This window comes from Mycetohabitans rhizoxinica HKI 454 (assembly GCF_000198775.1).
Classification (GTDB): domain Bacteria; phylum Pseudomonadota; class Gammaproteobacteria; order Burkholderiales; family Burkholderiaceae; genus Mycetohabitans; species Mycetohabitans rhizoxinica.
In genome coordinates this window covers 786,885-813,134 of sequence record NC_014718.1, presented here as the reverse complement: position 1 = coordinate 813,134, position 26,250 = coordinate 786,885, and the positions used below count along the sequence as shown (strand labels likewise).

The following is a 26,250-nucleotide window of genomic DNA, read 5'->3' as shown; positions in this document are numbered from 1 at the left end:
TAGGGCTTCTCCCCACGTCTTCGCAGACATACCTGCCGCGGGCGACGGGGAGCAGCGGACTGACCATTTGAAGTTCTGCAGTCGCCCGCCCTCCGTCGGTGCACCATTACCCGCACGCTCAATTACTCAATTTTGTCAACGCAAGTGCCGATATAGACGTTTTAATGACGTCTTTCCGCAGCCTGACCGTCGCCGTCGGAAAACCAAGCTGCGGTTCATTAAAGTCGCGCACACTCATGTTTTCCCCAATAAAACTGACTCTCTTTACTGCACGCGCCGGGGCCAATCGCTGTTCCACGCTGCGGCACACGCGCCGCCTGATCACCCCGGCAATTGCATTGGGCGGCTGCGCGCTACTGCTCATACTGTTCCAGCATGTGTCTCACGCGGTCCATTACCGCTCAGTGATCCATCAACTGCGCCAACTAAGCGCCGCGGAATGGACCGGCGCGCTCGCCGCCACGGTCGTGAGCTATATCGGACTAGTCGGGCGTGACATGGTCGGACTGCACCACATCGGCGCGCGGGTGCCACGCGCATTGTTACTGCTCGGTGCGACGGTCGGCTCGGCCATTGGCAACGCAACAGGCTTCGGCGCGTTGACGGGCGGGGCCGTACGTTGCAGGATCTACGGCGCGGCGGGCGTGACGCCGGCACGGGTCGGACGCCTGACCGTCTTCACCGGCATCGGCCTGGCCGCGGCGCTGGTGCTAATAAGCGCAGCCGGCATGCTGTTCGTCGCCGGCCAGCTTGAGTCGGCGCTGCACCTGCCGGCATCGATGCTGCGCTGCGCGGGTACGCTCGCGCTCGCGGCGATCGTGGCACTGGTGGTGACGTGCCGCAGTCGACCACACACGATTGGCGGCAGCGGTGCGCAGCGCTGGCTCGCGCTGACAATTCCGTCGCGGCGCGATCTGATCGCCCAGCTAGGCTGGTCGATCGTCGACGTCGCCGGCGCCGCGCTGGCGCTGTGGACCCTGTTGCCGGATACGTCAATCGGCTTCGCCACGTTCATAACGGTCTATGCAGCGGCGTTGCTGCTCGGGATGGTCGGCCACACCCCTGGCGGCATCGGCGTATTCGAAGGCGTGGTGCTGATCGCCTTCGGACGAGACCTGCCGATGCCGCAACTGGTGGCCGCGTTGCTCGCCTACCGGGCCATCTACTTCGGGCTGCCACTGCTCGTTTGCGGTGGCGCGCTGGTCATATTTGAGGGACGCGCGCTCAAACGCGTGGTGATGACTTCTCCCGCACTGCACGCGGCACGCGGCCTCGCACAACTCGCACCGCTATTGCTGAGCACCATCACGTTCGCGGTTGGCTGCATGCTAATCGTCTCCGGCGCAACACCGGCGTTCATGCACCGGATCGCGGTGCTGAGCACGCTCGTGCCCCTGTGGGTCCTTGAAAGCTCGCAGTTGCTCGCCAGCGTGCTCGGTGTACTGCTGCTGTTCGTCGCCCGCGGACTGCTGCGCCGGCTTGATGCCGCATGGTGGCTAGCCTTGCTGCTGGCCAGCGTCAACCTCGGGTTGTCCTTGGCCAAGGGGCTGGCATTCATCGAAGCCGGCGTGCTCGGGATCCTGGTGTTGCTGTTGATCGCGACGCGGCACCATTTCAACCGCCGCTCGTCGCTGTTCGGCGAGCGCTTCACGCCCGGTTGGCTCGTGTCGGTCGGCATCGTGATCGTCATCGCGACGTGGATCCTGCTGTACGCGTTCCGCGACGTGCCGTACACCCACGAGCTATGGTGGCAATTCGCCTTCGACGGCCGGGCCCCGCGCGCACTGCGCGCTACGCTGGCGGCCGCGCTGTGCGCAGCGGCGCTGGCCTTCTGGCAGTTGCTGCGGCCAGCGGCCGGCCGCTTCATGAAGCCGGCCGAACAGGATCTTGCCGACGCGGCGCGTATCGTGCGCGCGCAGGAACGCAGCGACGCAGGGCTCGCCATGATGGGCGACAAAAGCTTTTTGTTCTCCGCGTCGCGCCAGGCCTTCCTGATGTATGCCAAGCGTGGACGCACGTGGGTGGCGCTGCACGACCCAGTGGGCCCGCGCGACGAATGGTCCGAGCTGATCCGCCGTTTCGTCGCGCTGGCGCACACGCACGGCGGCCGCGCCGCGTTCTACCAGGTGCGCGCCGACGCGCTGCCGTTCTACCTTGATACCGGCTTACATCTGCTAAAGCTAGGCGAGGAAGCGAACATCGCGCTGGCCGACTTCGATTTGAAGGGATCGCACCGCGCCCATCTTCGCTATGCGCTCAAGCGCGGTGAACGCGATGGGCTGGCCATTGAAATGATCGAACCAGCGCGCATGCCAGAATCCATGCCAATGCTTAAATCGATCTCCGATGCGTGGCTGCAAAGCCGCGTGGCGCGAGAAAAGAGCTTTTCGGTAGCCGCATTCAACCCGGCGTATCTCGCCGCGCAATCGGTCATGCTGCTGCGCCAGCATGGCCGTCCGGTTGCGTTCGTCACATTCATGACGACAGACGTGCACACCGAGGCGACCGTTGGCGTGATGCGCCACCTGCCGGATGCGTCTGGATACGCGATGGACTATCTGTTCACGAAGCTGGCGCTGCATTTGAAGGATGCGGGGCTACGCACGTTGAGCCTGGGCATCGCACCGCTGTCAGGCGTGCAGCCGACGCCATTTCCGTCGCTCTGGCAGCGTGTCGCGCGACTCGCATGGCACCTTGGCGGACGCTTTTACAATTTCCGCGGCCTGCGAGGGTTCAAGAGCAAGTTTCAGCCGCACTGGGAGCCGCGCTACCTGGCGGTGTCCGGCTCACTCGGCCTATTCGTGACACTGGCCGACATCTCGCTGCTGGCAGGAGGCTGGCGCTCATGAAAATCCGCTTTTTGATTACCGTCGCGACTCGCGCGATCGCCGCGTGTGCGCTCGCGCTGCCCGATGCCCACGCCGCCGCCACCAGCACGCTGCCCGGCGGCCGCTATGGCGAAGTCACGCTGACCCGTCCCGACGGCCCCTTGCGCGGCTTTGTCGTGCTGTTCTCCGACGCAAACGGCTGGCATGCCTCGGATCATGAAACGGCACAGGCGTTGGCGCGCGATGGCGCGCTGGTCGTCGGCGTCGATACCCGTCGCTATGCGGCGAATCTGGCTGCCAAGCCGCAAAGCTGCCAGCATCTGGTGAGTGACGCCGAAGCCTTGAGCCATCAGTTGGAACGGCAGCTGGATTCGTCCCGCTATTTCGCGCCAATCGTCGCAGGAACCGGACAAGGCGCGACGCTGGCCAGGCAGATCCTGGCCCAGGCACCGGCGAACACAGTGGCTGGCGCACTGTCGTTGGATCCGACGCCCACGCTGGACGCGCGGTTCCAGCCGTGCCCGCCCGACCCGACAGTGAGCCGCGGCACCGGGCTGCCCGGCTTTTTTGTGACTGGCACAGCCGCGGGCAAGAGCCAGGCAGAGCGACTGCGCACATGGGCGGCGCCGTACCTGCGCGCGCCGTCCACCAACGACGAAGACGTCTCCGATCTGCCACTGGCCGAATTGCGGGCGCCCAAGCCCTCCGGCATGCTGGCGATCGTGATGTCTGGCGACGGCGGATGGCGCGATCTGGACAAGACCATCGCAGAAAATCTGCAAAAAGACGGCGTATCGGTGATCGGCTGGGACAGTCTTCGCTATTTTTGGAGTCACAAGACACCGGAGCAGGCCGCGCGCGATCTCGCACGCGTGCTGCGCGTCTACGGCGCCCGTTGGCAAGCACGGGACGTCGCGCTGATCGGCTATTCGTTTGGCGCCGACGTCATGCCATTCCTGTATAACCGCTTGCCAGAGCCGTTGCGCGAGCGCGTGTCGTACGTGTCGTTGCTCGGCTTCGCGCCGGCCGCCGACTTTCAGATCCGCGTAACAGGCTGGCTCGGGATGCCGGCTAGCGCAGACGCACTGCCCGCTAAGCCCGAGGTCGTGAAGCTGCCCGCCTCGATCGTCCAATGCGTGTACGGTGAGCACGAAACCGACACGCTGTGCCCGGCGCTGGCCGGCACCGGCGTCGACGTGGTGCAAATGCCCGGCGATCACCATTTCGGACGCGACTACGATACATTGACGCAACGGATCCTGATCGGCTGGAAGAAGCAAATCGCGCTTCGCCGCTAGCGGCTCGCTGTTTTAGCATCGGCTTCGGTGCCGTGCCCTTCCTGCTACCGCTGAGGCTGCAGGGGGACTCGCGATGAGCGCGAACCCTTTAAGCACGGCCATGCCGGTCTGCGCGGACTGCACGCGCTAGCTGGCGGCGCTCGCGCTCGCGCGCCTCACGAGGTTCGTCGGTCGTCATCGGCGCTAAAGTCAGATTGATCGCGACATTGTAGGGCACCCGATGGTAGGCGGCGACACACGCCTGGCCGATCAAAACCGGTGACGAACCCCCATGATAGCGAGCAGCTGCGAATTGGCCCCGGCCTCCACGTTGTACGAGCCGATCACGGCTTGCGCGGGCCCCAGGCCGTTCTGACCGCAAGCGTGTTGATAGCCGAGCATCGAATACACATCCGTGCGCTTGCTCAGCAGATAATCGACGCCGACGTTGACCTGCTGGTACGTGGCCGACGAGGCGCCGCTGGACCGGGTGTAGTTGTATCCCACCAGCGCCTGCAGCGATGTCAATCCCTGCCAACGTGCGAATACCGAGCCGTTGCCATACTTCTGCGCCTTGGAGAACCCAGATGAGGCGTCCGGATTGTATTGTGACAAACTGAAAGCCGCACCCACAGTCACAAGGCCGAACACGTATTGCCCGCCTGCCCTAAAGATGCCGACCGAGCGCGCGCGAGCGTAAGCCGAATTGACCGATGTGTTGAACAGCGAATCGGGCGACGACACGCCCCGCGCCGAGCGCGCCGGATTGCCATTATCGATATGCAAGAACCCTGTGCCCAAGCTCAGCGGCCCGCCCGCATACATTAGTGCACCAGAGTATGCCTGACCGGATCCAGGTGCCCCGGCGATTCCACCAAACGCGTACATCGCCTCAACGGTCAACCCGCTCCCATTCGGACTCGCCCACTTCACCGCGTGGTTGAACGTGGCACTGCCGCCGCAGCTATCGACATCACCCGGCGTCACGAACACCCCGCTGTACGAACCGGCCGTCAGCGGTTGCAGCAGATCCGACACTGGTTCGTTTTGTCTGCCAAACGTCACCGCGCCCCAACGCTCGTGCGACAGACCCACGAACGCCTTGGCCCCGAATAGCTGGCCACTACTGATCGACTGCCCGTGGCCGATGTCGAAGTCGTTTGCGACCGCGAAGTGGGCCGCGAGGCCGCTACCAAGCGCTTCGGTACCCTGCAACCCCCATTCGTTCGATGACAGCGTCCCTGGTGACATCTTCCATTGCGAGTGCTGTCCCGCGCTGTGACGAATGTACGCGAGGCCCGTGTCCACGGTGCCATGCAGTGTCACGGAACGCTGCGCGTGGGCCGTCGTGGCTAGTACCGTGCAAATAATGGTACTCGTGGTCAATACAGCTCTACTCAGCATCTAGTTAATTAGCCTTACCGAATTTATTTCCCTATGCGCCGTTAGCCGGGCACCCCGGCCCAGCCGACGACGCGCGACGCGGCGTCGAATTCGACCAAACCAAGGTCATCGATGACTATCCGCGCAACGCTCACGCACCGATTTTCTTCATCGAAGGCAGGCCCGAACTCGTGCGCGCGGCCCCGCCCCACCGATTACCGGGCACAGGCCCACCTTGCGGAACGTGTCCGCGATCCATTTGCTATATTGAAAGTCGGGTTCGGCGCGACTACGGCCCGGCGCACGCCGCCCATACCAAGATGATGATCTGCTGCTCACGCGACGCCGGCCGGCGCCTCGTGCTGGCGCTCTGAACTGAAGTAGGCAGCCCGGCCGCCATGAATCGGCCAGGCTACGAAAATAGACAAGACTACGTGGTCGCCTCGATCGGCTGCTGCGGTGCCGCGTCGGCCGGTGCAGAGGTGCGAATCAGGTGCTCGAACGCGCCCAGTGCCGCCTTCGCGCCTTCGCCCACGGCGATCACGATCTGCTTGTACGGAACTGTCGTCACATCGCCGGCCGCGAATACGCCCGGTACCGACGTCTGGCCTTTGGCATCGATTTCGATCTCGCCACGCGGCGACAGCGTAACGCCGCTGCCCGTGAGCCATTCGGTGTTCGGCACCAAGCCGATCTGCACGAACACGCCCTCCAGCGCCAAATGGTGGCGCTCGCCCGACGAACGGTCCAGGTAAGTCAAGCCATCGACTTTGCTGCCGTCGCCGGTGACCTCGGTCGTCTGCGCATGCGTGTGCACCGTCACATTGCCCAAGCTGCGCAGCTTGCGCTGCAGCACCTCATCGGCACGCAGCTGGCCATCGAACTCCAGCAACGTCACATGCTTGACGATGCCCGCCAGATCGATCGCGGCCTCGACGCCGGAATTGCCGCCGCCGATCACCGCCACGCGCTTGCCCTTGAACAGCGGACCATCGCAATGCGGACAGTACGCGACACCACGGTTGCGATATTCGCGCTCGCCGGGCACGTCGATCTCACGCCAGCGTGCACCTGTGGCAAGCACCACGCTACGCGCACGCAGCCGTGCGCCACTGGCTAACTGCACCGCGATCACGTCGCCGGGCTGCAACGATTCGGCGCGTTGCAAATTGATCACGTCAACGTCGTAGCATTTCACATGCTGCTCAAGCGCCGCAGCAAACTTCGGCCCGTCCGTTTCCTTGACCGAGACGAAGTTCTCGATCGCCAGCGTATCCAGCACTTGTCCACCGAACCGCTCGGCCACGACGCCGATGCGGATACCCTTGCGCGCGGCATAGATCGCTGCGGCGGCGCCAGCCGGCCCGCCGCCGACGATCAGCATGTCGAATACCTCCTTCGCGTTGAGCTTAGCAGCCACGTGCGCGGCGCCGCTACTGTCCAGCTTCGCCAACAATGCCTCGACACCCATGCGGCCCTGACCGAACACTTCGCCGTTCAGGTACAGGGTCGGCACCGCCATGACCTGCCGCGACTGCACCTCGTCCTGAAACAGCGCGCCATCGATCGCCACATGGCGAATCCGAGGATTGATCACCGACATCGCGTTCAATGCCTGGACAACCTCAGGGCAGTTCTGGCAAGACAGCGAGAGATAAGTCTCAAACGTGTAGTCGCCGTCCAGGCTCCGGATCCGTTCGATCACGTCCGGATCGAGCTTGACCGGGTGGCCGCCGACTTGCAGCAACGCCAACACCAGCGACGTGAATTCGTGACCCATCGGAATGCCGGCGAAGCGCACCGCGATATCCGTGCCAGCGCGCCGGATCGCGAATGATGGCACGCGCTCCACGTCATTGCCCACGTGCTCGGCCACCGCGATGCGCGTAGACAGCGATGCGATGTCCTGCAGCAGTGCGCGCAACTCACCTGATTTATCGCTGTCATCCACGAACGCGTCGATCTCGATCGCTTCGGTAACGTTGTCCAGGTAGCTTTTTAATTGGGTCTTGAGATTGGCGTCGAGCATCGCGAGGATTCCAGCGAAGGGAGCACAGAAGGGGCGCGCTGGGCAGGCGACGCGGCACGGTGCAGTGCCGCGTCGCCGCGTTCATGCGCCGTCCGGCGTAGGACGGCGCATGAACGTCAGATCTTGCCGACCAGGTCCAGCGACGGCTTCAGCGTCTCGGCGCCCGGGGTCCACTTGGCCGGGCACACTTCGCCGGGGTGCGACGCGACGTACTGCGCAGCCTGCACCTTGCGCAGTAACTCCTTCGCGTCACGGCCGATGCCGTTGTCATGAATCTCGTACAGCTTGATCTGACCTTCCGGGTCGATCACGAACGTGCCGCGCAGCGCCAGGCCTTCGTCCTCGATCAGCACCTCGAAGTTGCGAGCCAGCGTGGCCGTCGGATCGCCAACCAACGGATACTTGATCTTGGCAATTGTTTCCGACGTGTCGTGCCAGGCCTTGTGCGTGAAATGCGTATCGGTCGACACGCCATAAATTTCGGCACCGAGCTTTTGGAATTCAGCGTAGTGGTCTGCCAAATCGCCCAACTCGGTCGGGCACACGAACGTAAAGTCAGCCGGATAGAACACGACGACCGACCACTTGCCCTTCAGGTTCTCTTCCGTGATTGTCACGAAATTGCCATTGTGGTAGGCAGTTGCTTTGAACGGTTTGACTTGCGTGTTGATAAGAGACATTGCGCTTTTCCTTCTTGAGTTGAAGACGACCACCCCGAAGCTTACGACAAATGGTGCGTTGCGGTGAAGTTGTTTAGTTGTATCGGACTGATTGGCCGCATCTATCGCCGAGGCTGTTTCGTAATATGAAACAGGTGTGAGTGCACGTGCGAACGAGCAGGGACCGTCCGCGCTCCATCAGTGAGTACATTAGCCTGTACAACGGGAACAGGCGCTATTCAGGCCTGACCAATCGAATGCCGGATGAGGCATACTTTGCGACGCTGCCCACAATTAAATCGGCAGCATGACTGCCCCGGATGCTGCACTTAAAAATTTCATAACATTGCCCGAGCCACTAAGACCACCTCCTTCTCATCGCACAACTCCCGCAGCAACCAGCAAGAGCGAGCAGCGCAAGACCATCGAGTACAGCTCCTCGTCGCGAACAGGGGGATTCTGTACCACGTATAGAGGATGTCGCGCAAGAACGAAGCGCAGGGAAGGGGACGCTCCGTTTCGCCGCGCAATCCAGTGACCGATTTTTATTCAAATCAGTGAGTTACAATTAAATATGGCGGATTTTTAAAGAAATTAGGCCAATTTGCAAAGCCTATCGCTCCGGCAAAGTCTGAGGCAAACTACTGCCGACAACTCGTTAGCGCGATCGCTATAACGGCCGCAACTTAAACCAACCCGGAGCGGCGCTGCTCCCTACATACAGAACGGAAGCGACGGCTGCTCGCTTTTACCAGCGTTATCAGGGTTGCATAGTAGCAAAGCGTATTGGGCGATTGCTCAGTGTGGAGAGAATAGTGGTTCGAGGCATTGCTGCTGTCTACGCAATATACCTGTTACTGCCCATCCTATTGTTGAGCATCGGCAGTGTGGGCGAGCTGTGGATGAATTCGTTACTCCCTAGCGGGATAACGGGTCAATGGTACGTCGATGTTTGGCTGGATTCGTCTTTTCGAAATGCATTTACGACGAGCCTCGTGGTGGCGCTGAGCGCGTGCGCGATCAATACGATCTTAGCCATCCCGCTTGCTTACTCCCTATACCATAAAGCTGGACGGGGCGGGAGCATCGCGGCTAAAATTGTGAGTATGCTGCCTATAGCTGTACCGACCATCACATTGGGTTTTGGCTATATCATTATATTTAATACAGACATTTTCCCTTGGCTTGGAACTTTGCCATTGCTGATCATAGTACATGCTGTCCATACGTTACCATACCTTACTAATACTTTGTTGACTGATCTTCGACATTTGGACTTGGCAAGGTTAGAACAGGCAGCTGCGACGTTAGGGGCTACAGAATTACAGCAGTTTTTTGGAATTGTTATACCTAATTTACGACAAAGCCTGTTAAGCGGTCTTGTAATGGTTGCTGCCATTTCAATAGGCGAATTTGGTTTATCCAATTTACTTGCCAGCTTCCAGAATCGCACTTATCCAGTTGTCTTGTGGCAAGCTTTTTATGGAGCAACTGGGTTTGCTTGTGCAGCCACCGTTATTCTTCTTGTGTTAGCCAGTACGGCGGCATTTATTTCTTCTACCGTCATCAAAAAATCATGAGCCTGGTTCTGGATCGAGTGAGTTACCAATATCCAAGTACCGAGCATGGGTTAACTGATATCTCGTTTGAGGTCAAGACCGGTGAAATGGTGGCTGTGATTGGCGCCAGCGGTTCTGGTAAATCAACGCTTTTGAAAATTGTTTCCGGCCTAATTAGCGGAGCATCGGGGTCAATCATCCTGGACGGCGAAAATTTAGCAGAAAAACCTGTGCATAAGCGTAATATTGGAATGGTATTCCAAAATTATGCACTTTTCCCACATCTCAATGTGATCGAAAATGTAGCATACGGACTCGCATTAAAAAAGATCCCGCTAAAAAATCGAATAGCGAAAGCGGCCGAATTATTGGAAACAGTGGGTTTAGGAAATTTTGCCACCAGGCCAGTTTCCAATCTATCAGGCGGGCAACAGCAGCGAGTTGCGCTGGCTCGAGCTTTGGCAATCGATCCCAAAGCTTTATTACTCGATGAGCCATTGGCTGCGCTCGATGCAGGCATTCGAGGATATTTGCGCGATCAGATCCGGGCAATTCAGAAAAAATTCAACGCAACAACTATATTAGTCACACATGATCAAGAAGAAGCGTTGACGCTATCCGATTATGTCGCCGTTCTCGAAAATGGCAAGCTTCTACAGTTTGGCTCGCCAAAAACAATTTACTGTTATCCCAATAGTCGAGCGGTAGCCGAGTTCGTGGGGTTGTCGACATTGCTTCCCGCAAAAATTTTAGCACATAATCAAGTGGATTTAGGGTTTGCTCAACTCGCTGCCGATACTGATGGACGACGCTTAGGAGAAAAGGTACTTGTTCTGATCCGTCCCGAGCATGTGGTGACGGATCCTCCAGAAGGGACGCTAAACTATTTGGCAGGTTGTGCAGTTAACCAGCGTTACTTGGGCTCAGTGGTCCGGTATGACTTTCAAGTAAACGGCGCTTTCAAACCGATTCTAGGCGAAGCAACCGAGGTGCCGGTAAGCGGTATTTCTATCCCACCGCAGTGTGTCCAACTGCTTAACGACGACCCTTCATAGGAAGCCTCATGAAACGCAGACAATTTGTTCAATCGGCAGCTCTAGTGTCATTTGCAGGTTTTGGGACTATTGTTTCCGCTGCAGCTCCTACTCCTGCTATTGCTTGGGAAAAAGCGCAGCTTTATCCTGGTGAACTTGCGCTTTACGAAGCCGCCAGAAAGGAAGGCGAGGTCGTTTCATGGGATACGGGGCCAACATGGGCCAATTGGAAGGCGCTATTCGATGCATTCAACAAGCGCTACCCAGGAATCAAACTGCACTATAATGATTTGGGTTCTGCTGCGACTGTGACTGCACTGAATAAGAGCCGGCGCAGGCCTCAAGCAGACACGGCTTATTATTTTGCGGCATCCGCGGTGGAGGCGGTGAACCAGGACGTGGTGGCACCTTTTAAACCGATCCACTTCGATACACTGCCCGAGGTGTTTCGAGATCCGGAAGGTAAGTGGTTCGCCATCCATACGCTGAACGTGGCATTTATTGTGAACAAAAAACTGGTGCGTAATACGCCCACTTCTTGGGCTGATTTGCTCAAGCCAGAATACAAGAATAGCATCGTCTACCTTGATCCGCGCTCCGCGGGTGTGGGACAGGTTGTTGCCTTCGCTGCAGCCTACGCCAACGGAGGTTCAGTAGACGACGTTAAGCCCGGCATCGATTATTTGGAAGAACTGCATGCTGCGGGCAATGTTATTCGAACTGAAGGAACAACGCCTTATTCGAAGTTCATGAAGGGTGAGATACCGATCTGGATCAGTTACGAAAATGATGGACTTAAGGCTAAATACACAGAAAAAGGCATGACTGATGTTGTCGATGTCGTGATTCCTAAAGAAGCCAGTGTTGCAGCACCTTACGGGATTAGCCTCGTGAAGAACGGCCCACACCCAAATGCGGGCAAATTGTGGCTTAACTTCATCATGAGCGAAATCGGACAGCAATTGTTTGCCCGAGGTTTTGTCCGGCCCTCGGTAAAAAGTATTCCGCTGCCTCCCGATATTCAGCAAAAGATGCCAGAAATGCCACAAATTCGACCTCTTGATGTGATCAAGGCCTCTGCTCGCAAGAACGAAGTCGATCGTTTATGGGCGAAGGCTGTTTTGAAGAATTAAACATGAAACGATTTGGCCTGTTTCCAGCTTGGGCGTTTCTCATCTTATTTTTTGTTTTGCCGCTCCTTGCTCTCGTCCCCGAGGCCGTCAGAAGCGGCGGCAAAGCATTTGGCCAAGTGATTGCCGACCATTTATTCCTAAGCGCGTTTAGAAATACAGTGATACTCGGCCTATTCTCCGGTGGCATCTCAGCTATCGTGGGTACCGTGATTGCCATCGAACTGGCGAGGCAACCGGAATCCCGCCGCCAGTGGCTAATGATGTTACTAGGGATTCCGCTTGCTTTTTCAGGTCTGGTTATTGCTTATGGCTTTATTCTAGCTTATGGTAGGGCGGGCTTCGTGACGCAGCTTATAGCAATGTTGGGTCTCGATCCTGCTCAGGTCGGGGGATGGATTTACTCAGCTCCCGGACTTGCTTTAGCTTACGCTTATTATTTGATTCCGCGCGTAGCGTTATCGCTTTATCCGGTCTTCGCCAACTTGGATGAACGACCGTGGCTCGCAGCGCGTACACTGGGCGCCTCGCGTACACGTGCATTTTTCGATACGATCATACCTGAGGTTGCACCATCGATCATTGCAAACGCTTGTCTCGTTGCGGTTTTGGCCATGGGGACTTATGGTACGGCGCTTGCTCTAGTGGGAACGCAACTGAATATTCTTCCATTGCTGTTGTTTACCAAAATCAGCGATAGTTGCGCTGACTTGGCTGAAGCATCAGCCATTTCGCTAATATTATTGGGTCTTTGTGTTTTTGTCTTGGGGGCGGGTAATGTTTTTACAAACCGGCGCGAATATGCCACTGCCAAACAAAATTGACAAGCAGCTTCGCCGGTTGATTGAAATCCAAGCGGGGCCTCATCGTAACCCTCAGCCTGTAGGAATAATTGGGCCAAGTATTTGTGACGAGGCATGCCGTTCAGCGGCGTACAAAGTGGCAAGCGTTTTGGCAAGTGCCGGCGTGCCTATCGTTTGTGGAGGACGGGGTGGTGTAATGGAAGCTGCATGCCATGGCGCGTATGACATGGGAGGAATGACTATCGGTATTCTCCCAGAAGAAGACCGTCGTAACGCTAACAAATATGTTACGTTGGCGCTTCCTACAGGAATCGGTGAAATACGCAATGTGTTGATTGTGCGCGGTAGCGTGTGTGTGGTTGCCATTGGGGGCGGAATGGGAACGCTTTCTGAAATGGCATTGGGCGTGAAGTGGGGGAAAGCCGTTTTTACATTATACGAAGAGTTTAATCTACCCGGAGCCCAGGCAGCCGAAAGTACCGATCAGCTTCTTGGATGGGTGATCGAATATTTAGTCCGTGAGTCTGATGCTAAACTTCAATAATAGTATCGAACTTTGCGCTTTTTGTTGACCGGCGGTGACACCGCCGTCATCGGATTATGCCACGGGAACGTGGTAACATGGCTGTTCTGCCTTGCTAAGCGTAAGTATCCAAGAGTGGAACGCTGCAAATATTGGCCGGTTCATCCGGTTTGGATTGAAGCATAGGTAATGTCCGAGGTTAAATTCCAGCGCTGGCCCCAATTGCAGCACAACGCCTTGCGCAAGCTCTTCTTCTACAAGAATCCGAGGCACGAGACCCGCCCCTAGACCGTTCACCACCGCTTGGATTATGGCAGAGTATTGAGTAAAGCGCGGGCCTGCAAGAGTACTTGTTTCGTCTATATTCCAATGCGCCGCCCATTTCCGCCAGGCAAAAGGTGTTTCTTCGTGGTGTAGCAACGTCTGCTTTAATAGGTCGCTCGGTTTGAGAGAGTGGCCTAGTTGTTGCTCCAGCTTGGCAGCGTAGATACAGATAAATTCTTTGCCTGCAATGTAAATAGAGACGACGGATGGCCAATTACCTGCGCCAAAACGGATAGCCGCATCAATGTCAGCTGGCTGCGAGTCGTTCAGCCTGAGATGCTGGCTAAAACTGAAGGTGACGCCAGGGTGAAGCTTACGGAAGCTGGGTAGCCGCGGGATAAGCCACTTTGTTAAAAAGGTGGGTACGCTGGCTAGAGTTAGTATGCCTGCGCTAGACTCGTCTAACCTGGCTTCAAAGGTCGCGGATTCAATAACGCGTAGACTTGGAGATATCTTTCCCCAATATTCCCGCCCTACAGCGGTCAGTGTGACTCCGCGTCCCGCTTTTTGAAGCAAAGGGCGCCCCACGAAGGACTCTAAGCTGGCAATTTGCTTACTGACGCCACTGACCGTCACGCACAGTACGTTAGCTGCACGTGTGAAACTTTCATGTTTGGCGACTGCATCGAATGCAAGCAACTCTTGGATGGTCGGGCATGCTCTCTTCATTGGCCTAATTATTTCCTGTCACTCAACCCTGAATGGTCAAATATTCACTGGTCTCAAGTGATTCAGTCAACTTGAACTAAAGATCGTACAAAAAGAGCCACAAGGGGCCACTAAATTTTCCAGGCGAAAGTAGTTCAGTATGCTGTGTAGCGATTTTTCGTTATACTCCTGACACCATGCCGCGGTGATTGCGCGGGCATAGGCCAACGTCGTGGACCCGTGCTCGTTGAGACATTCGTCGCGGAACTTACCGTTGAACGACTCGATGTACGCATTCTGCGTCGGCTTGCCTGGCTGAATCAATTTCAACGTCACGCCGCCGTTGATGTACGCCCATTGGTCGAACATCTGGTTCATCAATTCCGGTCCTTGCTCCGTTAGCAGCGCTTTGGGATAGCCCCGGAAACGCGCTGTTCAGTCAACGCTCGAGCGACATACACGCCCCAAATGCCGTAGCTTACGACGATATCGACAGCCTCCTTGGGGAAATCGTCGATGATAGTCACACTTCAAACGCCGCCCGTTCGACAGCGCGTCCACCACGAAATTAATCCAACTTCGTTCGGCCCACTCGGCAAAGCCGGTTGCTCGCGCTCAATCATGACGCCGTGGTGCCGGCGACGGCGCCGCACGGCGAGCCCTGCTTCGCGATAAAGACGATGCACGCGCTTGTGGTTCGCATGGATACCGTCGCACTTCATCAACGCGTGCAATCGCCGATAACTGAACCGCCAAGGCTCATGCGCCAGTTCCACCAGGCGCACCGTCAACACTTCGCTCTCGTAGTCTGGCTTCGCTTCGTCATGCAATACGCAGAAAAAATCTTAACAAGCCACCAGGCGCGGCGCTCCGAGCTGTTAACCTTCTCCCGAATCGCCTCCACTGCTTCGCGTTTAGCTGGCGGGCTCAGGGCTTTGCCTTAATGATAACCTTCAGCGCTTCCATGTCGAGTATCGCCTTGGCCAGCAGCTTCTTCAGCCACCCGACGAAAGCCGTCAACGCGGAAATTTGCTTACACACGCCACTGACGGTAATGCATAAAAAACTTGCTGCTCGAGTAAAGCTCTTATGCTTAGCGACAGCATCGAACGCCAATAGTTCCTGCATTGTGGGACATACTCTTTTGAGTAGTGGACAGTTTTCTGTTGCTCAACAGTCGGCATCCAAATATTCAATGGTCGAGATGCCTTTTGTCAATTACATTTTCATCTCGAGCACAGCATTTTCGCTCTAAAACAGACGGCGGCTCGTGCCGACGGACAGCATCTGCTGGCGTTGCGAGCGAACCACCGATCTCTCTGATGAAGGCAGGCAAGCACACTAAACTCTTTATTATGTTTAGCTTTTAGCAATACTTAGGATTAAGCATGCTAAATAGTTTGAAAATGACGGCACGAGTATTTTTCGTCCATATTCTATACGGATTTAGCATTTCGGCCTACGCCTACCAGTATGATTCGCCAAAATACGTCGAACTTCGTGACGGCAGGGTTCTCCAGTACATTGACAATAAGCTAACAGTACTAAATGATAATGGCAGTCAGCGAATGGTGCTTCATATACCAATATTGTTACGCAAAACATTGCTAACCGCGTCGAGCTTCACGTTCCCCACAACACACTCAAAGGTCATCGACGGAGAAGAATACGTCCTCACAGTGATCAACCACCGTTCCAACCGACGTCCGAACCAATATTGTGCTTCGGGAGATGAAGCCGTCCTTTATATGTTGCGGATAAAAGATGGCACCGCAGAACCCGTCTTTTCCTTGCTTGTAGAAAGCTGTATGAAAGACATCCATTTGGAAAAGAACCCAGCACGACTATCGCGCCATATCGGGATCGATTGGGGAATCAATCCCGTTGGGATACGAATCGATTGGTCGTACCATGGAGATTGGGTACCTGTAACGCAGTATTTTTTCTATTGCAACGGAGAGTTCGTTCGAAAGCCGTGTCCTCGCAATACAACATCACCAGCCAAATCACTTAACCAAACGCGAAGCAGGACACCGGCCTCGCACATCAGCATTGGCCGACACTGGTCGATGTCACGTACTGGATAAAGCGCGCATCACGCCTCTGGCCGTACATTGCCCGTAGCTAATCGCGCCGCTACGTCCGCGGACAGCGCCAACGCCGGGGTGGCGCGCTCGCGCTACCATACTTAATACGGGTAAGAACCATTCAATGGTGTAAGGCGCTCTCGACGAAAGGAATTTCAGCGCATAGCTGGGCGGCGCCGCGAACAGCGGGTGCTATGTCATGCGCCCACATGGACGAGACGCTGGTGCACGCAGCCGTGCGTCATCGGCATCTCGCAGGCCATGCACGTCTTGGAAGAATAGGCTGCGGGCGACAACGTCCTCGCGTACGCTGCGGCGCCTGGTTCTCGGCGCAAACCAGCATGCGCTTCGCGCAGCGGTGCCGCCAGCCAAGCAGCACGCAGGCTAACGGGGGTTAAACGATCATGCTGATTTTCCGTCTAACACACGTGGCATGCGCAGCGGCTTACGCATCGATTGCGAAACCAGCACGCCAAGCACTGCGGCCACACCACCCACCACAGGGTATGACGCCAGCCGCGCGCCGAGCAATACGATCGCCAGCACTGCCGTCATGTGACCCATACGGTATGCATGCGCGGCGCGGTTCCAATGCACACCCTTTTTTGTGGATCCAGACGCGACTCCAAGGTCGCCAACCCGCAATTGCGGGGGCAGTCGATGCAGTTCCTGCTGAACGAGCCGCGCGAACTACCTGTGTTGCCATTCCACCTACCGTGGCCGCAGGAGCCAAGGCCTGCGCAGGTATGTCAGCGGCTATCCGAGCATCCAGACGACGCGACGTGCGCCAGCGAATGGGCCGCCGCGCTAGCCATGAACACGAAGACATTTCATCGCCAATTCCACCGCTACACCGGCTTGACGCTTGGCCATTGGCGCCAGCTGGACCGCCTGCTGCTGTCGCTCGAGCGCCTCGCGCCGGGCGTGCCACCGTCGAGCTTCTACCGCTGAAGCAATCCGGCGGCGGGGCGACGCGGTGGCGTTGCGTGACGTCATCTGCTGACCTGCTTCCCAGTGATGTCAACTTTGTGCAGATTGGACACGTACAACAGGATCAACGACACCCACGTCATGCCATACAGGAACATGAAGCAGCTTGAGCGCACCTTGAGCCAGTCGAGCAGCACGCCGAAGATGATCGGCAGCAGGAACCCCGCGAATCCCCCCGCCAGCCCGACGATACCTGAGACCGCGCCCATTTGCTGCGGAAAATCGTCCGCGACGTATTTGAACGTGGACGCCATGCCGAACGCAAAGACGACGCCCAGCACGAACAGCAGGCACAAGTACAACGGCAGCGGCATATGCAAATGGAAACTCATCGGCCCAGCCACGCCATGGATTGTGAAATCGGTATCCGGGTAGGAAAGCAGGAACAACGCGGCCCATGCGACCCACAGCCCCCACCACGTGACGTTATGCGCACCCAACTTGTCCGCAAGCACGCCGCCGACCGCGCGCAGCACGGAACCCGGCAACGAAAAACCGGCCGCCAGCGCGGACGCCGCCACCACCGAGAAGCCGTATTGGCCCTTCACGTATTGCGGCACCCACAGCGACAGCGCGGTAAAGCCGCCGAAGCAGATCGAATAGTACTGGCAATATTTCCAAACCCTCGCATTGCGCAGGACGGCGAGCTGCTTTAGCCATGACCCAGCCGGTTTGCCGGCACCTGGATCGCGTGCCGCGCCGAGCCAAAAAATGACCGCCGTGACCAACAGCATCGCCGCATAGAGCTTCGGTACTGCTCGCCAACCGTATGCGGCCTGCAACGACGGCGTGATAAACAAGTTGACTGCGGCGCCGACCGTGCCCGCGCCGAACGTGCCCATCGCGAAGCCGCGCTTGTCCGCGGGAAAGAACCGTGCGACATAAGGGGTACCGACGGCGAACGATGCGCCGACCGCGCCAAGGAACAACCCGATGACGAGGAACTGCCAATACGCGTTCGCGTAGCTCACGAGAAACACCGGTACGCACGCACACACGAGCAGCGCCGTCATCACCACGCGGCCGCCGAACCGGTCAGTCCAGACGCCGAGCGGCAACCGCAGCAGCGCGCCGGTGAGCACGGGCGTCGCCGTCAACGCGCCAAACTGTGCCCCGGACAACCCTAGTTCTTCGCGCAGGCATATGCCAAGTACGCCAAACATCATCCAGACAATGAAGCACACCATGAATGCCAGCGTGCTGACGACGAGCACTCGATAAGCGAGTGCCATATCCCGGCTCGTCGCGAATCCGGTGGGTTGGCTCGACATGATTCTCCCCTTGGTTCGAACTGACTAAACCCGCACGTGCCTACGCTCAACGCCTGCGCACAATCTGGTACGGACGCAGCATGTACGCAAGCGCGCCTAGCCCGCTCCACACGTGTACCATCCGCGTGAAGGGCGAGACGAGGAAGAGGGTGAACCCGAGCAGAATGTGCAGCCGGTACACGAGCGGCACACCGGCCACCAATGCAGCCGCATCGGGCTGGAATGTTACGATGCGTTGCACGTAGTGGCTCAGTTGCTCGAACATCGCACCGTCTCTGCTTCCAACTCTAGCAACGACCGACTGAGCAAATAATCCGCGAAGCGCCACAGTGCAACCCGGATGTCCGGATCCAGCCCCGGATCAGCGTCCAGCGCCGCGACGGTATCCGGCACCGAGTCGACCAGTGCCACACTGGGATAATCGAGCCAGGCAGAAAGCGCCCGGCAGGTCAATGCCTGAATTGCCATCTCAATGCTCCGCGCGAATCGGAATGGCCTTACCGTTGCCCGGACGCTTGAGTCCGAACAGGTTCGTGTCGCTCGCTCCACCCGAACAGCCGTTGCCGAACGAGAAGCCACACGATGAACGCAGGTCAAATGCATTCTCCGCATATTCGCGATGCGTACTCGGGATCACGAAGCGGTCCTCATAATTGGCGATCGCTATGTAGTGGTACATGTCCTCGACTTGGGCGCGCGTCAGGTCCACTTGCTCGAGCAAGTCGGGTGCCTCCTCGCCGTCCATGTGACGCGCGCGCATGTACGCGGTAAAGCGCAGACCATCTGCGTAGCGATTCAACGTTCACGCCGTGACGTTGAGCGACGACCTTTAGTCCGTGATGGCCGGTGCAGTAGTCTTCGACGGCTGCCAACTTGGCCTGCTCTGTATATTTGCCCAAGAAACACCCCGAAAGAATGTCCAACCTTCGGGGGGCGGTTCAGCCTCGGCAGCGCCCTTTTGCGCGCACAGTATCAATCCAACCGGTGGGTTCTCGCCGGGTCTCATCCAATGCTCACGCGCGTAGTTTAAGTACATGTGCATTTGACCGGCGTCAGCATACGTGAACCGGCCAACCTTCAAGTCGATGACGATCAGGCACTTGAGGCGCCGATGGAAGAACAGCAAGTCGATCCTAAACCAGCTATCGTCAATCCGAAGACGGTGCTGCCGCCCGACGAAGGCGAAATCATCGCCCAATTCGAGTAGGAAATCCGCCAAATGCTGAATCAACGCCTGTTCGAGATCCGATTCGGAATACTCGTCCTTCAGGTCAAGGAACTCGAGCACGAACGGGTCGCGGATCGCTTCTTCAGGCGTCGGCTCGTCTTCCGGGTGCGGCTTTCCCGTCTTGTCGAGCAGCGCGACTTTGTTGCGTGATAGCGCAAGCCGCTCATACAGCTGGCTGCTGATCTGCCGATCCAGTTGCCGCACCGACCACCCCTGGCGCAATGCCTCGCTCTCATAGAATGCTCGCGCAGCGGGCGACTTGACCGACAACAGGCGCACATACGCGGACCACGGCAGCGCGAAACGCGCGGCCAGTTGCGCAAACTGCGGGGACGACGCCGTGCCGGACGCAGCCAGCAGGGATTTGCCAGACGATGTCTGGCTTTTTTCCGCGTCAGCAACGCCTGCCCATACGTCGCCCTTTCGGCGACACGCTGCTCCACCGTGACGACACGCCGACCGATCTCCCAATAAGCAGCCGTCATCGCCGCATTAACGCTGCGTGCCGCAGTCAGGCGCGCGGATTCAATCACGCTGACGATTTCTCGGTGCAATCCGGTATAAGTGTCGATGCCCATTTCTGCTCAGACATGCCAGCAGCACTGGCGGCCGAACCGCATCGAAGCAAGCCGGAACCGACAGACCGAAACTGTGATCGCCCCGTGCCGGCGCCGTCGTACGCCTGCTAGTGACGTACAGTATCGTCTCATGACGGCTTGCCGCCGTGGCGTACGCCGACAACATCCCGCTGGCCATCGACAACAATGCAACAGTTTGCGCAACCCACCGGCGCGACGATACTGGTGAATATCGAAGATCCGATTACGCGCCAGCGACAGTCAGCGCTGCGCTAGATAGCGTCGCCTAGTTCGACGCCCTGCACGGTTTGCGCCGCGTGGTACGAGGAGCGCACCAACGGCCCGGCGATCACCTGCCGAAAACCGAGCTCCATCGCCGTCGTGCGCAACGCGTCGAACGCCACGGGACTCACGTAGCGCTTCACCGGCAAATGCCCCGGCGACGGTGCCAGATACTGCCCGAGCGTGATGATGTCCACGCCGTGCCGGCGCAAGTCCCGCAGCGTCGCCATAACCTCGTCGTCACGCTCGCCGAGGCCGAGCATTAGGCCTGACTTAGTCAGCAGCGCCGGGTTACGCATCTTAACCTGGGCGAGCAACGCCAGCGATCCGGCATAATCGGCGCCCGGCCGCGCGACACGATACAGCGAAGGAACGGTTTCGATGTTGTGGTTAAACACATCCGGCCACGATATTGACAGTGCATCCAGTGCCCGATGCGTCCTGCCGCGGAAATCCGGCGTCAGAATTTCCACGCCAACGCCCGGCACGCGTGCGCGCAATACCTGCACGCAGCGCGCGAAGTGCTCCGCGCCGCCATCGCGCAAGTCGTCGCGATCTACCGAGGTCACGACGACGTAGCGCAAACCGAGCACGGCCGCTGCATCGGCCAATCTCGCCGGCTCCTGCTCATCCAGCGGCGGTGGCCGGCCATGGGCGACGTCACAAAACGGGCACCGGCGCGTGCAAATGCCGCCCATCACCATGAACGTCGCGCTGCGTTGGGTAAAGCACTCGCCGATGTTCGGGCACATCGCTTCCTCACATACCGAGTGCAAGCCGTGCTCGCGCAGCACCGCGGCCACGTGTGCGACGGCCTCGCTCATCATCGGCCGCGCCCGCAGCCATGCCGGCTTGGGCAACGGCGCACCGTCCGGATGCACGACCTTCACCGGGATGCGAGCGAGCTTGTCGTGACTGCGCGCGCCGCGCTGCCCGAGCGCGGTCAGGCTCCGGTACGGCGTCACCGTTCCCATCGTCAGTCTCCGAAGAATGCGTTCAACACTTGGTTGACCTCGGCAGCCGCCTCCATCTGCACCATGTGCCCCTTACCTTCAATGACGTGCGACTGCACGCCCGCAGGCAGCCCCTGGGCGTGCAGCGCCGGAATGATGCGATCCTCGCTGCCCCAGAGCACCAACGTGCGCGGCGCCAGCTCGGCGAGCCGGTCACGGTACACGTGCCGCTGGACACCATCACCGAACGTCGCCGCAGCGATCTTGGCAAGCGTCTCGTTCACGCCGTCCAGACGCTTGTACTTGACCATGTCCTCGACCAATTGACGGGTAACCAGCGCGGGATCCGCGAACAGCTTCAGCAGGTGTGGCTTGAGCGTATTGCGGCTGGTGCCGGCAACGAACCCGTCAATGTAATCCGCGTCGATCTCGCGGCCCAACCCGGCGCTGGCGATCAGTGCCAGCGACGCGACTCGCTGCGGCTCCAGGCTGGCGATCTGCAGCGCAACGGCGCCGCCCATCGAATGGCCCACCAAGTGTGCACGCTCAATTCCCTCTTCACGCATAAAAGCGGTCACATACTGGGCAAGCTCGTCCAATGTGCCGGCTTGCAGTGGCTTGCTCGACTCCCCGTGCCCCGGCAGGTCCAACGCCCATACCGCGCGGCGCGCCGCCAACTCGGCGTGGTTGAACAGCCAATTGTTCAGATCACCACCGAACCCATGGATCAGCAACACTGGAACGCCGCCATCGCCCTGCTTCAAGTAGCGGATCGTATGCGAGCCGACGATGCGCTTGTGCGGCTGCGGTCCCGTGTCAGCCGCATCGGCCGCGGCCGGTACGAAATCGCGCTGGAACGCCGCGACAGCTTCGTCGATTTGGGCATCGCTCACGTCGGCATCAGCCACCACCGCCAACAAGGCGCCGATCGGCAGCGTTTCGCCTTCGACGGCAATTTGCCGGCGCAGCACGCCGTCAAAAGCACATTCCACGTCGGACGAAATTTTCTCTGTCTCCACGTCAAGCAGTTCATCGCCCTTGGACACCTTGTCGCCAATCTGCTTGAGCCACCCGTTGACCTGGCCCTGCTCCATCGACAGCCCCCATTTGGGCATCTTAATCATGTGGATCGGCATCGATCAGCTCCTTACCTTGGTAACGGCCGCCGCGATCTTTTCGGGCGACGGGATGTACATGTCCTCAAGCACGCCGGCAAACGGGGCAGGCGTATGCGGCGCGGTGACCAGCTCGATCTGCGCCTTGAGCGATTTGAATGCGCGCTGCGCGATGAGCGCGGCAATGTCGGTCGCCACCGAGCAACGAGGGTTGGCTTCATCGACGACCACGACCCGACCAGTACGCGACGCGCTCTCCAGGATCGTTTCCTCGTCCAGCGGCGACGTCGTGCGTAAGTCGATCACTTCGACGTCGATGCCTTGCCTAGCTAGCGTGCTGGCCGCCTCCACCGACTGGTGCACCATCCGTCCATAGGTGATGATCGTCGCCGTCGCGCACCACGTTGGCCTCGCCAAACGGAATCGCATAAGACTCTTCCGGCACGTCCCCTTCTTGGCTGTACAACAGCTTGTGCTCGCAGAAAATCACCGGGTCGTCATCGCGGATCGACTGGATCAGCAGCCCTTTCGCGTCATAGGGCGTGGACGGACATACCACCTTCAGCCCGGGCACATGCGTGAACAGCGACGTGAGCATTTGCGAGTGTTGGGCGGCGGCACGCAGTCCCGCACCTTGCATCGTGCGGATCACCACCGGGGTGAGCGCCTTGCCGCCAAACATGTAGCGGAACTTGGCCGCCTGATTGAATATCTGGTCGAAGCACACCCCCATGAAGTCAATGAACATCAGTTCGACGACCGGCCGCATGCCGCACGCCGCAGCGCCGACCGCCGCGCCAATGAACCCGCCCTCGGACAGCGGTGTGTCGAGCACCCGCCCAGGGTACCGATGGAACAGCCCCTTGGTCACCCCGAGCACGCCACCCCACGCATCCTGCTCGCCGGATGAGCCCGCGCCGCCGGCATTGTCCTCACCCATCACGATGACGTTTTCGTCGCGCGCCATCTCTTGGCTCAACGCCTCGTTTATGGCTTGTTGATAAGTGATCTTCCTGGCCATCTCCGCCTCCTGGTAGCTAGTTTCGAATTGGATCGGAGCGCGGCGCGCGCGCGCCGCACGTCACTTCTCGCATCGCGCCGCGACGTCTGACGGGGCATCGTCCCGCTTCGCATCGCATCCATTACGCCCACCTCACGGATAAGCGACGTAGACGTCGCTCAGTAAGTCTGCTTCGGTCGGCAACGGAGCGGCCTTCGCACTGCGCACCGCGTCGTCGATCAGCGCCTTGACACGTTCATCGATCGCGCGTAGCTCATCCACCCGGACCAGCTCGCTGCGTACCACGCGCTGCTCAAAATGCTTTAAGCAGTCCTTTTCTTCTCGTGCCTTCTGCACTTCGCCTGCTTCCCGGTACGTCTGCGCATCGCCCTCGAAGTGTCCGTAGTAGCGCGTCAACTTGACCTCGACCAGCGTCGGGCCGCCGCCGTTGCGAGCGCGGCTGATGGCTTCGCCCAGCGCCTCATACACGGCGAAAAAATCGAATCCGTCCACGATCACGCCGGGCATGCCGAAGCCGTTGGCGCGGTCGGCAATGTTGTCGGCCGCGACGGACCACGATGCCGATGTCGCTTCAGCGTACCCATTGTTCTCAGCCACAAAAATGGCCGGCAGCCGCCAGACCGAGGCCAGGTTCATCGATTCGAAGATCACACCCTGATTGGACGCGCCGTCACCGAAGAAGCACACGCCAACACCGCCGGTCTTCTTGAACTTGGCCGCCAGCGCGGCGCCGCACACTAGCGGCGCGCCCGCGCCAACGATGCCGTTCGCGCCCAACATGCCGCGCGATAGGTCGGCGATGTGCATCGAGCCACCTTTGCCCCGACAAACGCCAGTGCGGCGGCCGTAGATCTCAGCCATCATGCCGTGCACGTCGACGCCCTTGGCAATGCAATGACCGTGGCCACGGTGCGTCGTCGCCACATAATCGATGTCGTTCAGGTGCATCATCGTACCGACTGCGGACGCTTCCTCGCCCGCATAAAGGTGAACGAAGCCCGGTATTTCACCGGTCGCAAATTCAACGTGCAAACGCTCTTCGAACTCGCGAATCGTACGCATCGACCGGTACGCGTCGAGCAATGTCTCGCGGGTAAGCTGGCCCGATATGGACATGGTTGTGCCTCCTATGGGTAGATCGTGCTAGTTGAACAACGCTGCTGCGCGTTCACGCAGGAATTGACGCGCCGCGCTGAAACGCAGGGTTCGCTCGACATCGACCGTCAGCGGCCCCGCCCAGTCGAGCGAAACGACATAGGTTTCGCCTTTCTCAATTTCGATCTCGCGCTCGCCGTCGAGCGCCAACGTGCCGTAACCGACGTCGAGCATGACCTGCTGGCCGACCTCCAACCGCTCACAGTCAGTCATCCACACGGTGCCGATTTGGCCCGGCGCGATGGGCGCAACCAGCGGCACGCCAGTCAGCGGCGCATCGGCAAATGTCATTTGCAAGCCATGCGGCGCAGTGCGGGCTACCGGCGCCCACGCGGCGCCAATCGACGACAGGCCAATGGCGTCGGCAGCAGCGAAGGTCAGGAATAACGCGTGAATATCGGACGGATCGGATAGCGCACGCGCGCCGATGAAGCGCTGCCGGCTCACGCATAGGTCAACCAACGCAATCTCCTCATGTCCACACTTGCGCCCGGACACACAACGCACCACGAGGCGTTTGTTGCGCGACAGCGCCGCGTCCGGGGGAACCGAGCCGGTCGCGACCAGGGCACCGGCCAGGCCCGCCACGGTCGCCTCGCGCAGATCCGGGAAGCTGTTATTTGTACCGGTGGACAGCGTGAGCAGCGGCACATCGCGGCAATGCATCGCCACCGCGCGATGGGTGCCATCGCCACCTAGCACGGCGATCAGCGACACGCCGCGCTCGACCATGTACGCCACCCCCGCATGCGTGTCGGCTACGCTCTGCGTCATCGGCAGGTCGGCGAACTCCACCTGCGGCCACCGCTCGCGTCCACTCAGGGCCGCATGCGCCTGCACAGCGCGCAACACGAGCGCCGCGACACCCGTTTTGTCCCGCAACGTCAATACGCGACGCACGCCCAACGCACCCAGCCCTGCAAATAGCCGGACCACCATGTTCGCTTTTTCGGCGGTCGGGAACACCGACGCATGCGAGGTCAGGCGACGAATATCGCGGCCGGATGCAGGATTGGCGATGATACCGACTGCCGGAACGGTGCTTGACACGGCGTTGTCTCCTTGCCCGGCGTTGCCGCCCGGCGTCGTTGCTCATGAGCCTGAGCGGACATGTTGCTTACGTGCGTTGTCACTGCAATGTGCATGCCAATATAAGCGAGCCACGTTCACACCGGCCGCGCCGCCCCATTGCAGTGGGGCTGCGCGGCCAATACGAAGAAACTGCATGCGCGGTGGCGCTACGCTGTGCGTCTCTACCTAGCCGTCTCAAAGCGTCGCCGCCCGTATGCGCATGCGCGCATCGACGTGCGGCACAGCGTAACGGCGTCAAGTCGGGACAAGTCCGCTGCGACGGGGGCGGTGCGGGCTGACGC

The 26,250-nt window shown here is 59.1% G+C and carries 19 protein-coding genes and 6 pseudogenes; 8 read left to right on the top strand and 17 right to left on the bottom strand.

Translation table 11 applies throughout. The annotated features are described in order from the left end of the window. Nucleotides 1-236 precede the first annotated feature (236 nt). Nucleotides 237-2,849, top strand: a complete 2,613-nt coding sequence (mprF, locus tag RBRH_RS15240; RefSeq protein ID WP_041755090.1) for a bifunctional lysylphosphatidylglycerol flippase/synthetase MprF — start codon at nucleotides 237-239, stop codon at nucleotides 2,847-2,849. Beyond that, complete coding sequence (locus tag RBRH_RS15235) at nucleotides 2,846-4,126, top strand: virulence factor family protein (RefSeq protein ID WP_013429050.1); 1,281 nt, start codon at nucleotides 2,846-2,848, stop codon at nucleotides 4,124-4,126. The genes mprF and RBRH_RS15235 overlap by 4 nt, the downstream gene beginning before the upstream one ends. Before the next feature lie 249 nt (nucleotides 4,127-4,375). Here the strand turns inward: RBRH_RS15235 and RBRH_RS15230 are convergent, their stop codons facing one another. The 3 genes from RBRH_RS15230 to ahpC all read right to left on the bottom strand — a co-directional run bounded on the left by RBRH_RS15230 (nucleotide 4,376) and on the right by ahpC (nucleotide 8,197). Beyond that, complete coding sequence (locus RBRH_RS15230; RefSeq protein ID WP_232509389.1) at nucleotides 4,376-5,491, bottom strand: porin; 1,116 nt, start codon at nucleotides 5,489-5,491, stop codon at nucleotides 4,376-4,378. A 427-nt stretch (nucleotides 5,492-5,918) separates the two neighbouring features. Then, on the bottom strand, nucleotides 5,919-7,517 hold the full coding sequence (gene ahpF / locus RBRH_RS15225) for an alkyl hydroperoxide reductase subunit F (RefSeq protein WP_013429046.1): 1,599 nt from the start codon (nucleotides 7,515-7,517) through the stop codon (nucleotides 5,919-5,921). A gap of 116 nt (nucleotides 7,518-7,633) precedes the next feature. After that, nucleotides 7,634-8,197 carry an alkyl hydroperoxide reductase subunit C gene (gene ahpC, locus RBRH_RS15220; protein WP_041754923.1) on the bottom strand — a complete coding sequence of 188 codons (564 nt, stop codon included), beginning with the start codon at nucleotides 8,195-8,197 and terminating at the stop codon, nucleotides 7,634-7,636. Nucleotides 8,198-8,991: 794 nt separating this feature from the next. Between ahpC and RBRH_RS15215 the strand changes: the two genes are divergently transcribed. The 5 genes from RBRH_RS15215 to RBRH_RS15195 are packed head-to-tail and all read left to right on the top strand — an operon-like array spanning nucleotide 8,992 to nucleotide 13,246. Further along, entirely contained in the window at nucleotides 8,992-9,756 is a 765-nt protein-coding gene (locus RBRH_RS15215; protein WP_083813566.1) for an ABC transporter permease, read from the top strand. Further along, the gene (locus RBRH_RS18230; RefSeq protein ID WP_157864595.1) at nucleotides 9,753-10,790 is read left to right on the top strand and encodes an ABC transporter ATP-binding protein; all 1,038 of its coding nucleotides are present in this window, start codon (nucleotides 9,753-9,755) and stop codon (nucleotides 10,788-10,790) included. Before RBRH_RS15215 ends, RBRH_RS18230 begins: the two co-directional genes overlap by 4 nt. Before the next feature lie 8 nt (nucleotides 10,791-10,798). Further along, complete coding sequence (locus tag RBRH_RS15205; RefSeq protein WP_013429042.1) at nucleotides 10,799-11,902, top strand: ABC transporter substrate-binding protein; 1,104 nt, start codon at nucleotides 10,799-10,801, stop codon at nucleotides 11,900-11,902. 2 nt (nucleotides 11,903-11,904) lie between these two features. Continuing rightward, the gene (locus RBRH_RS15200; RefSeq protein WP_041754920.1) at nucleotides 11,905-12,723 is read left to right on the top strand and encodes an ABC transporter permease; all 819 of its coding nucleotides are present in this window, start codon (nucleotides 11,905-11,907) and stop codon (nucleotides 12,721-12,723) included. Then, nucleotides 12,677-13,246 (top strand): TIGR00725 family protein, encoded by a 570-nt coding sequence (locus RBRH_RS15195; protein ID WP_013429040.1) that lies wholly within the window; start codon nucleotides 12,677-12,679, stop codon nucleotides 13,244-13,246. The genes RBRH_RS15200 and RBRH_RS15195 overlap by 47 nt, the downstream gene beginning before the upstream one ends. Before the next feature lie 54 nt (nucleotides 13,247-13,300). Here the strand turns inward: RBRH_RS15195 and RBRH_RS15190 are convergent, their stop codons facing one another. The 3 genes and pseudogenes from RBRH_RS15190 to RBRH_RS18215 form a co-directional block, all read right to left on the bottom strand. Next, nucleotides 13,301-14,218, bottom strand: coding sequence for a LysR substrate-binding domain-containing protein (locus tag RBRH_RS15190; protein ID WP_013429039.1), 918 nt, complete (start codon nucleotides 14,216-14,218; stop codon nucleotides 13,301-13,303). Between the two features lie 129 nt (nucleotides 14,219-14,347). Further along, a pseudogene (locus RBRH_RS20775) lies at nucleotides 14,348-15,325 on the bottom strand (integrase core domain-containing protein); the annotation flags it as partial. A gap of 1,361 nt (nucleotides 15,326-16,686) precedes the next feature. Further along, the gene (locus RBRH_RS18215; RefSeq protein WP_157864593.1) at nucleotides 16,687-16,848 is read right to left on the bottom strand and encodes a hypothetical protein; all 162 of its coding nucleotides are present in this window, start codon (nucleotides 16,846-16,848) and stop codon (nucleotides 16,687-16,689) included. Between the two features lie 96 nt (nucleotides 16,849-16,944). On the opposite strand from RBRH_RS18215, the gene RBRH_RS15170 reads away from it, so the two are divergent. Next, complete coding sequence (locus tag RBRH_RS15170; protein ID WP_049786566.1) at nucleotides 16,945-17,235, top strand: helix-turn-helix transcriptional regulator; 291 nt, start codon at nucleotides 16,945-16,947, stop codon at nucleotides 17,233-17,235. A 41-nt stretch (nucleotides 17,236-17,276) separates the two neighbouring features. On the opposite strand, the gene RBRH_RS15165 is transcribed toward RBRH_RS15170, so the two are convergent. From RBRH_RS15165 to RBRH_RS15125, 11 genes and pseudogenes are all read right to left on the bottom strand, one after another. Further along, entirely contained in the window at nucleotides 17,277-18,545 is a 1,269-nt protein-coding gene (locus RBRH_RS15165; RefSeq protein WP_013429031.1) for an MFS transporter, read from the bottom strand. A gap of 46 nt (nucleotides 18,546-18,591) precedes the next feature. Next, nucleotides 18,592-18,819 (bottom strand): annotated as a pseudogene (locus RBRH_RS15160) (respiratory nitrate reductase subunit gamma); the annotation flags it as partial. Next, on the bottom strand, nucleotides 18,795-19,013 hold the full coding sequence (locus RBRH_RS19490) for a hypothetical protein (RefSeq protein WP_157864591.1): 219 nt from the start codon (nucleotides 19,011-19,013) through the stop codon (nucleotides 18,795-18,797). The gene RBRH_RS19490 and the pseudogene RBRH_RS15160, both read right to left, overlap by 25 nt. 1 nt (nucleotide 19,014) lies before the next feature. Further along, nucleotides 19,015-19,323, bottom strand: a pseudogene (locus tag RBRH_RS19485) (nitrate reductase); the annotation flags it as partial. A gap of 34 nt (nucleotides 19,324-19,357) precedes the next feature. Next, nucleotides 19,358-19,417 (bottom strand): annotated as a pseudogene (locus RBRH_RS21520) (hypothetical protein); the annotation flags it as partial. A gap of 50 nt (nucleotides 19,418-19,467) precedes the next feature. After that, nucleotides 19,468-20,351, bottom strand: a pseudogene (locus RBRH_RS15150) (PDDEXK nuclease domain-containing protein); the annotation flags it as partial. Between the two features lie 272 nt (nucleotides 20,352-20,623). Further along, the gene (lipA, locus tag RBRH_RS15145; RefSeq protein WP_013429025.1) at nucleotides 20,624-21,607 is read right to left on the bottom strand and encodes a lipoyl synthase; all 984 of its coding nucleotides are present in this window, start codon (nucleotides 21,605-21,607) and stop codon (nucleotides 20,624-20,626) included. Between the two features lie 2 nt (nucleotides 21,608-21,609). Further along, nucleotides 21,610-22,722, bottom strand: coding sequence for an acetoin dehydrogenase dihydrolipoyllysine-residue acetyltransferase subunit (locus RBRH_RS15140; RefSeq protein ID WP_013429024.1), 1,113 nt, complete (start codon nucleotides 22,720-22,722; stop codon nucleotides 21,610-21,612). A gap of 3 nt (nucleotides 22,723-22,725) precedes the next feature. Then, nucleotides 22,726-23,722, bottom strand: a pseudogene (locus RBRH_RS15135) (alpha-ketoacid dehydrogenase subunit beta). A 132-nt stretch (nucleotides 23,723-23,854) separates the two neighbouring features. Continuing rightward, a complete protein-coding gene (locus tag RBRH_RS15130) occupies nucleotides 23,855-24,838 on the bottom strand; it encodes a thiamine pyrophosphate-dependent dehydrogenase E1 component subunit alpha (RefSeq protein ID WP_013429021.1) in 984 nt (327 codons plus the stop codon). 27 nt (nucleotides 24,839-24,865) lie between these two features. Further along, a complete protein-coding gene (locus RBRH_RS15125) occupies nucleotides 24,866-25,927 on the bottom strand; it encodes an ATP-NAD kinase family protein (protein ID WP_013429020.1) in 1,062 nt (353 codons plus the stop codon). Nucleotides 25,928-26,250: the final 323 nt, after the last annotated feature.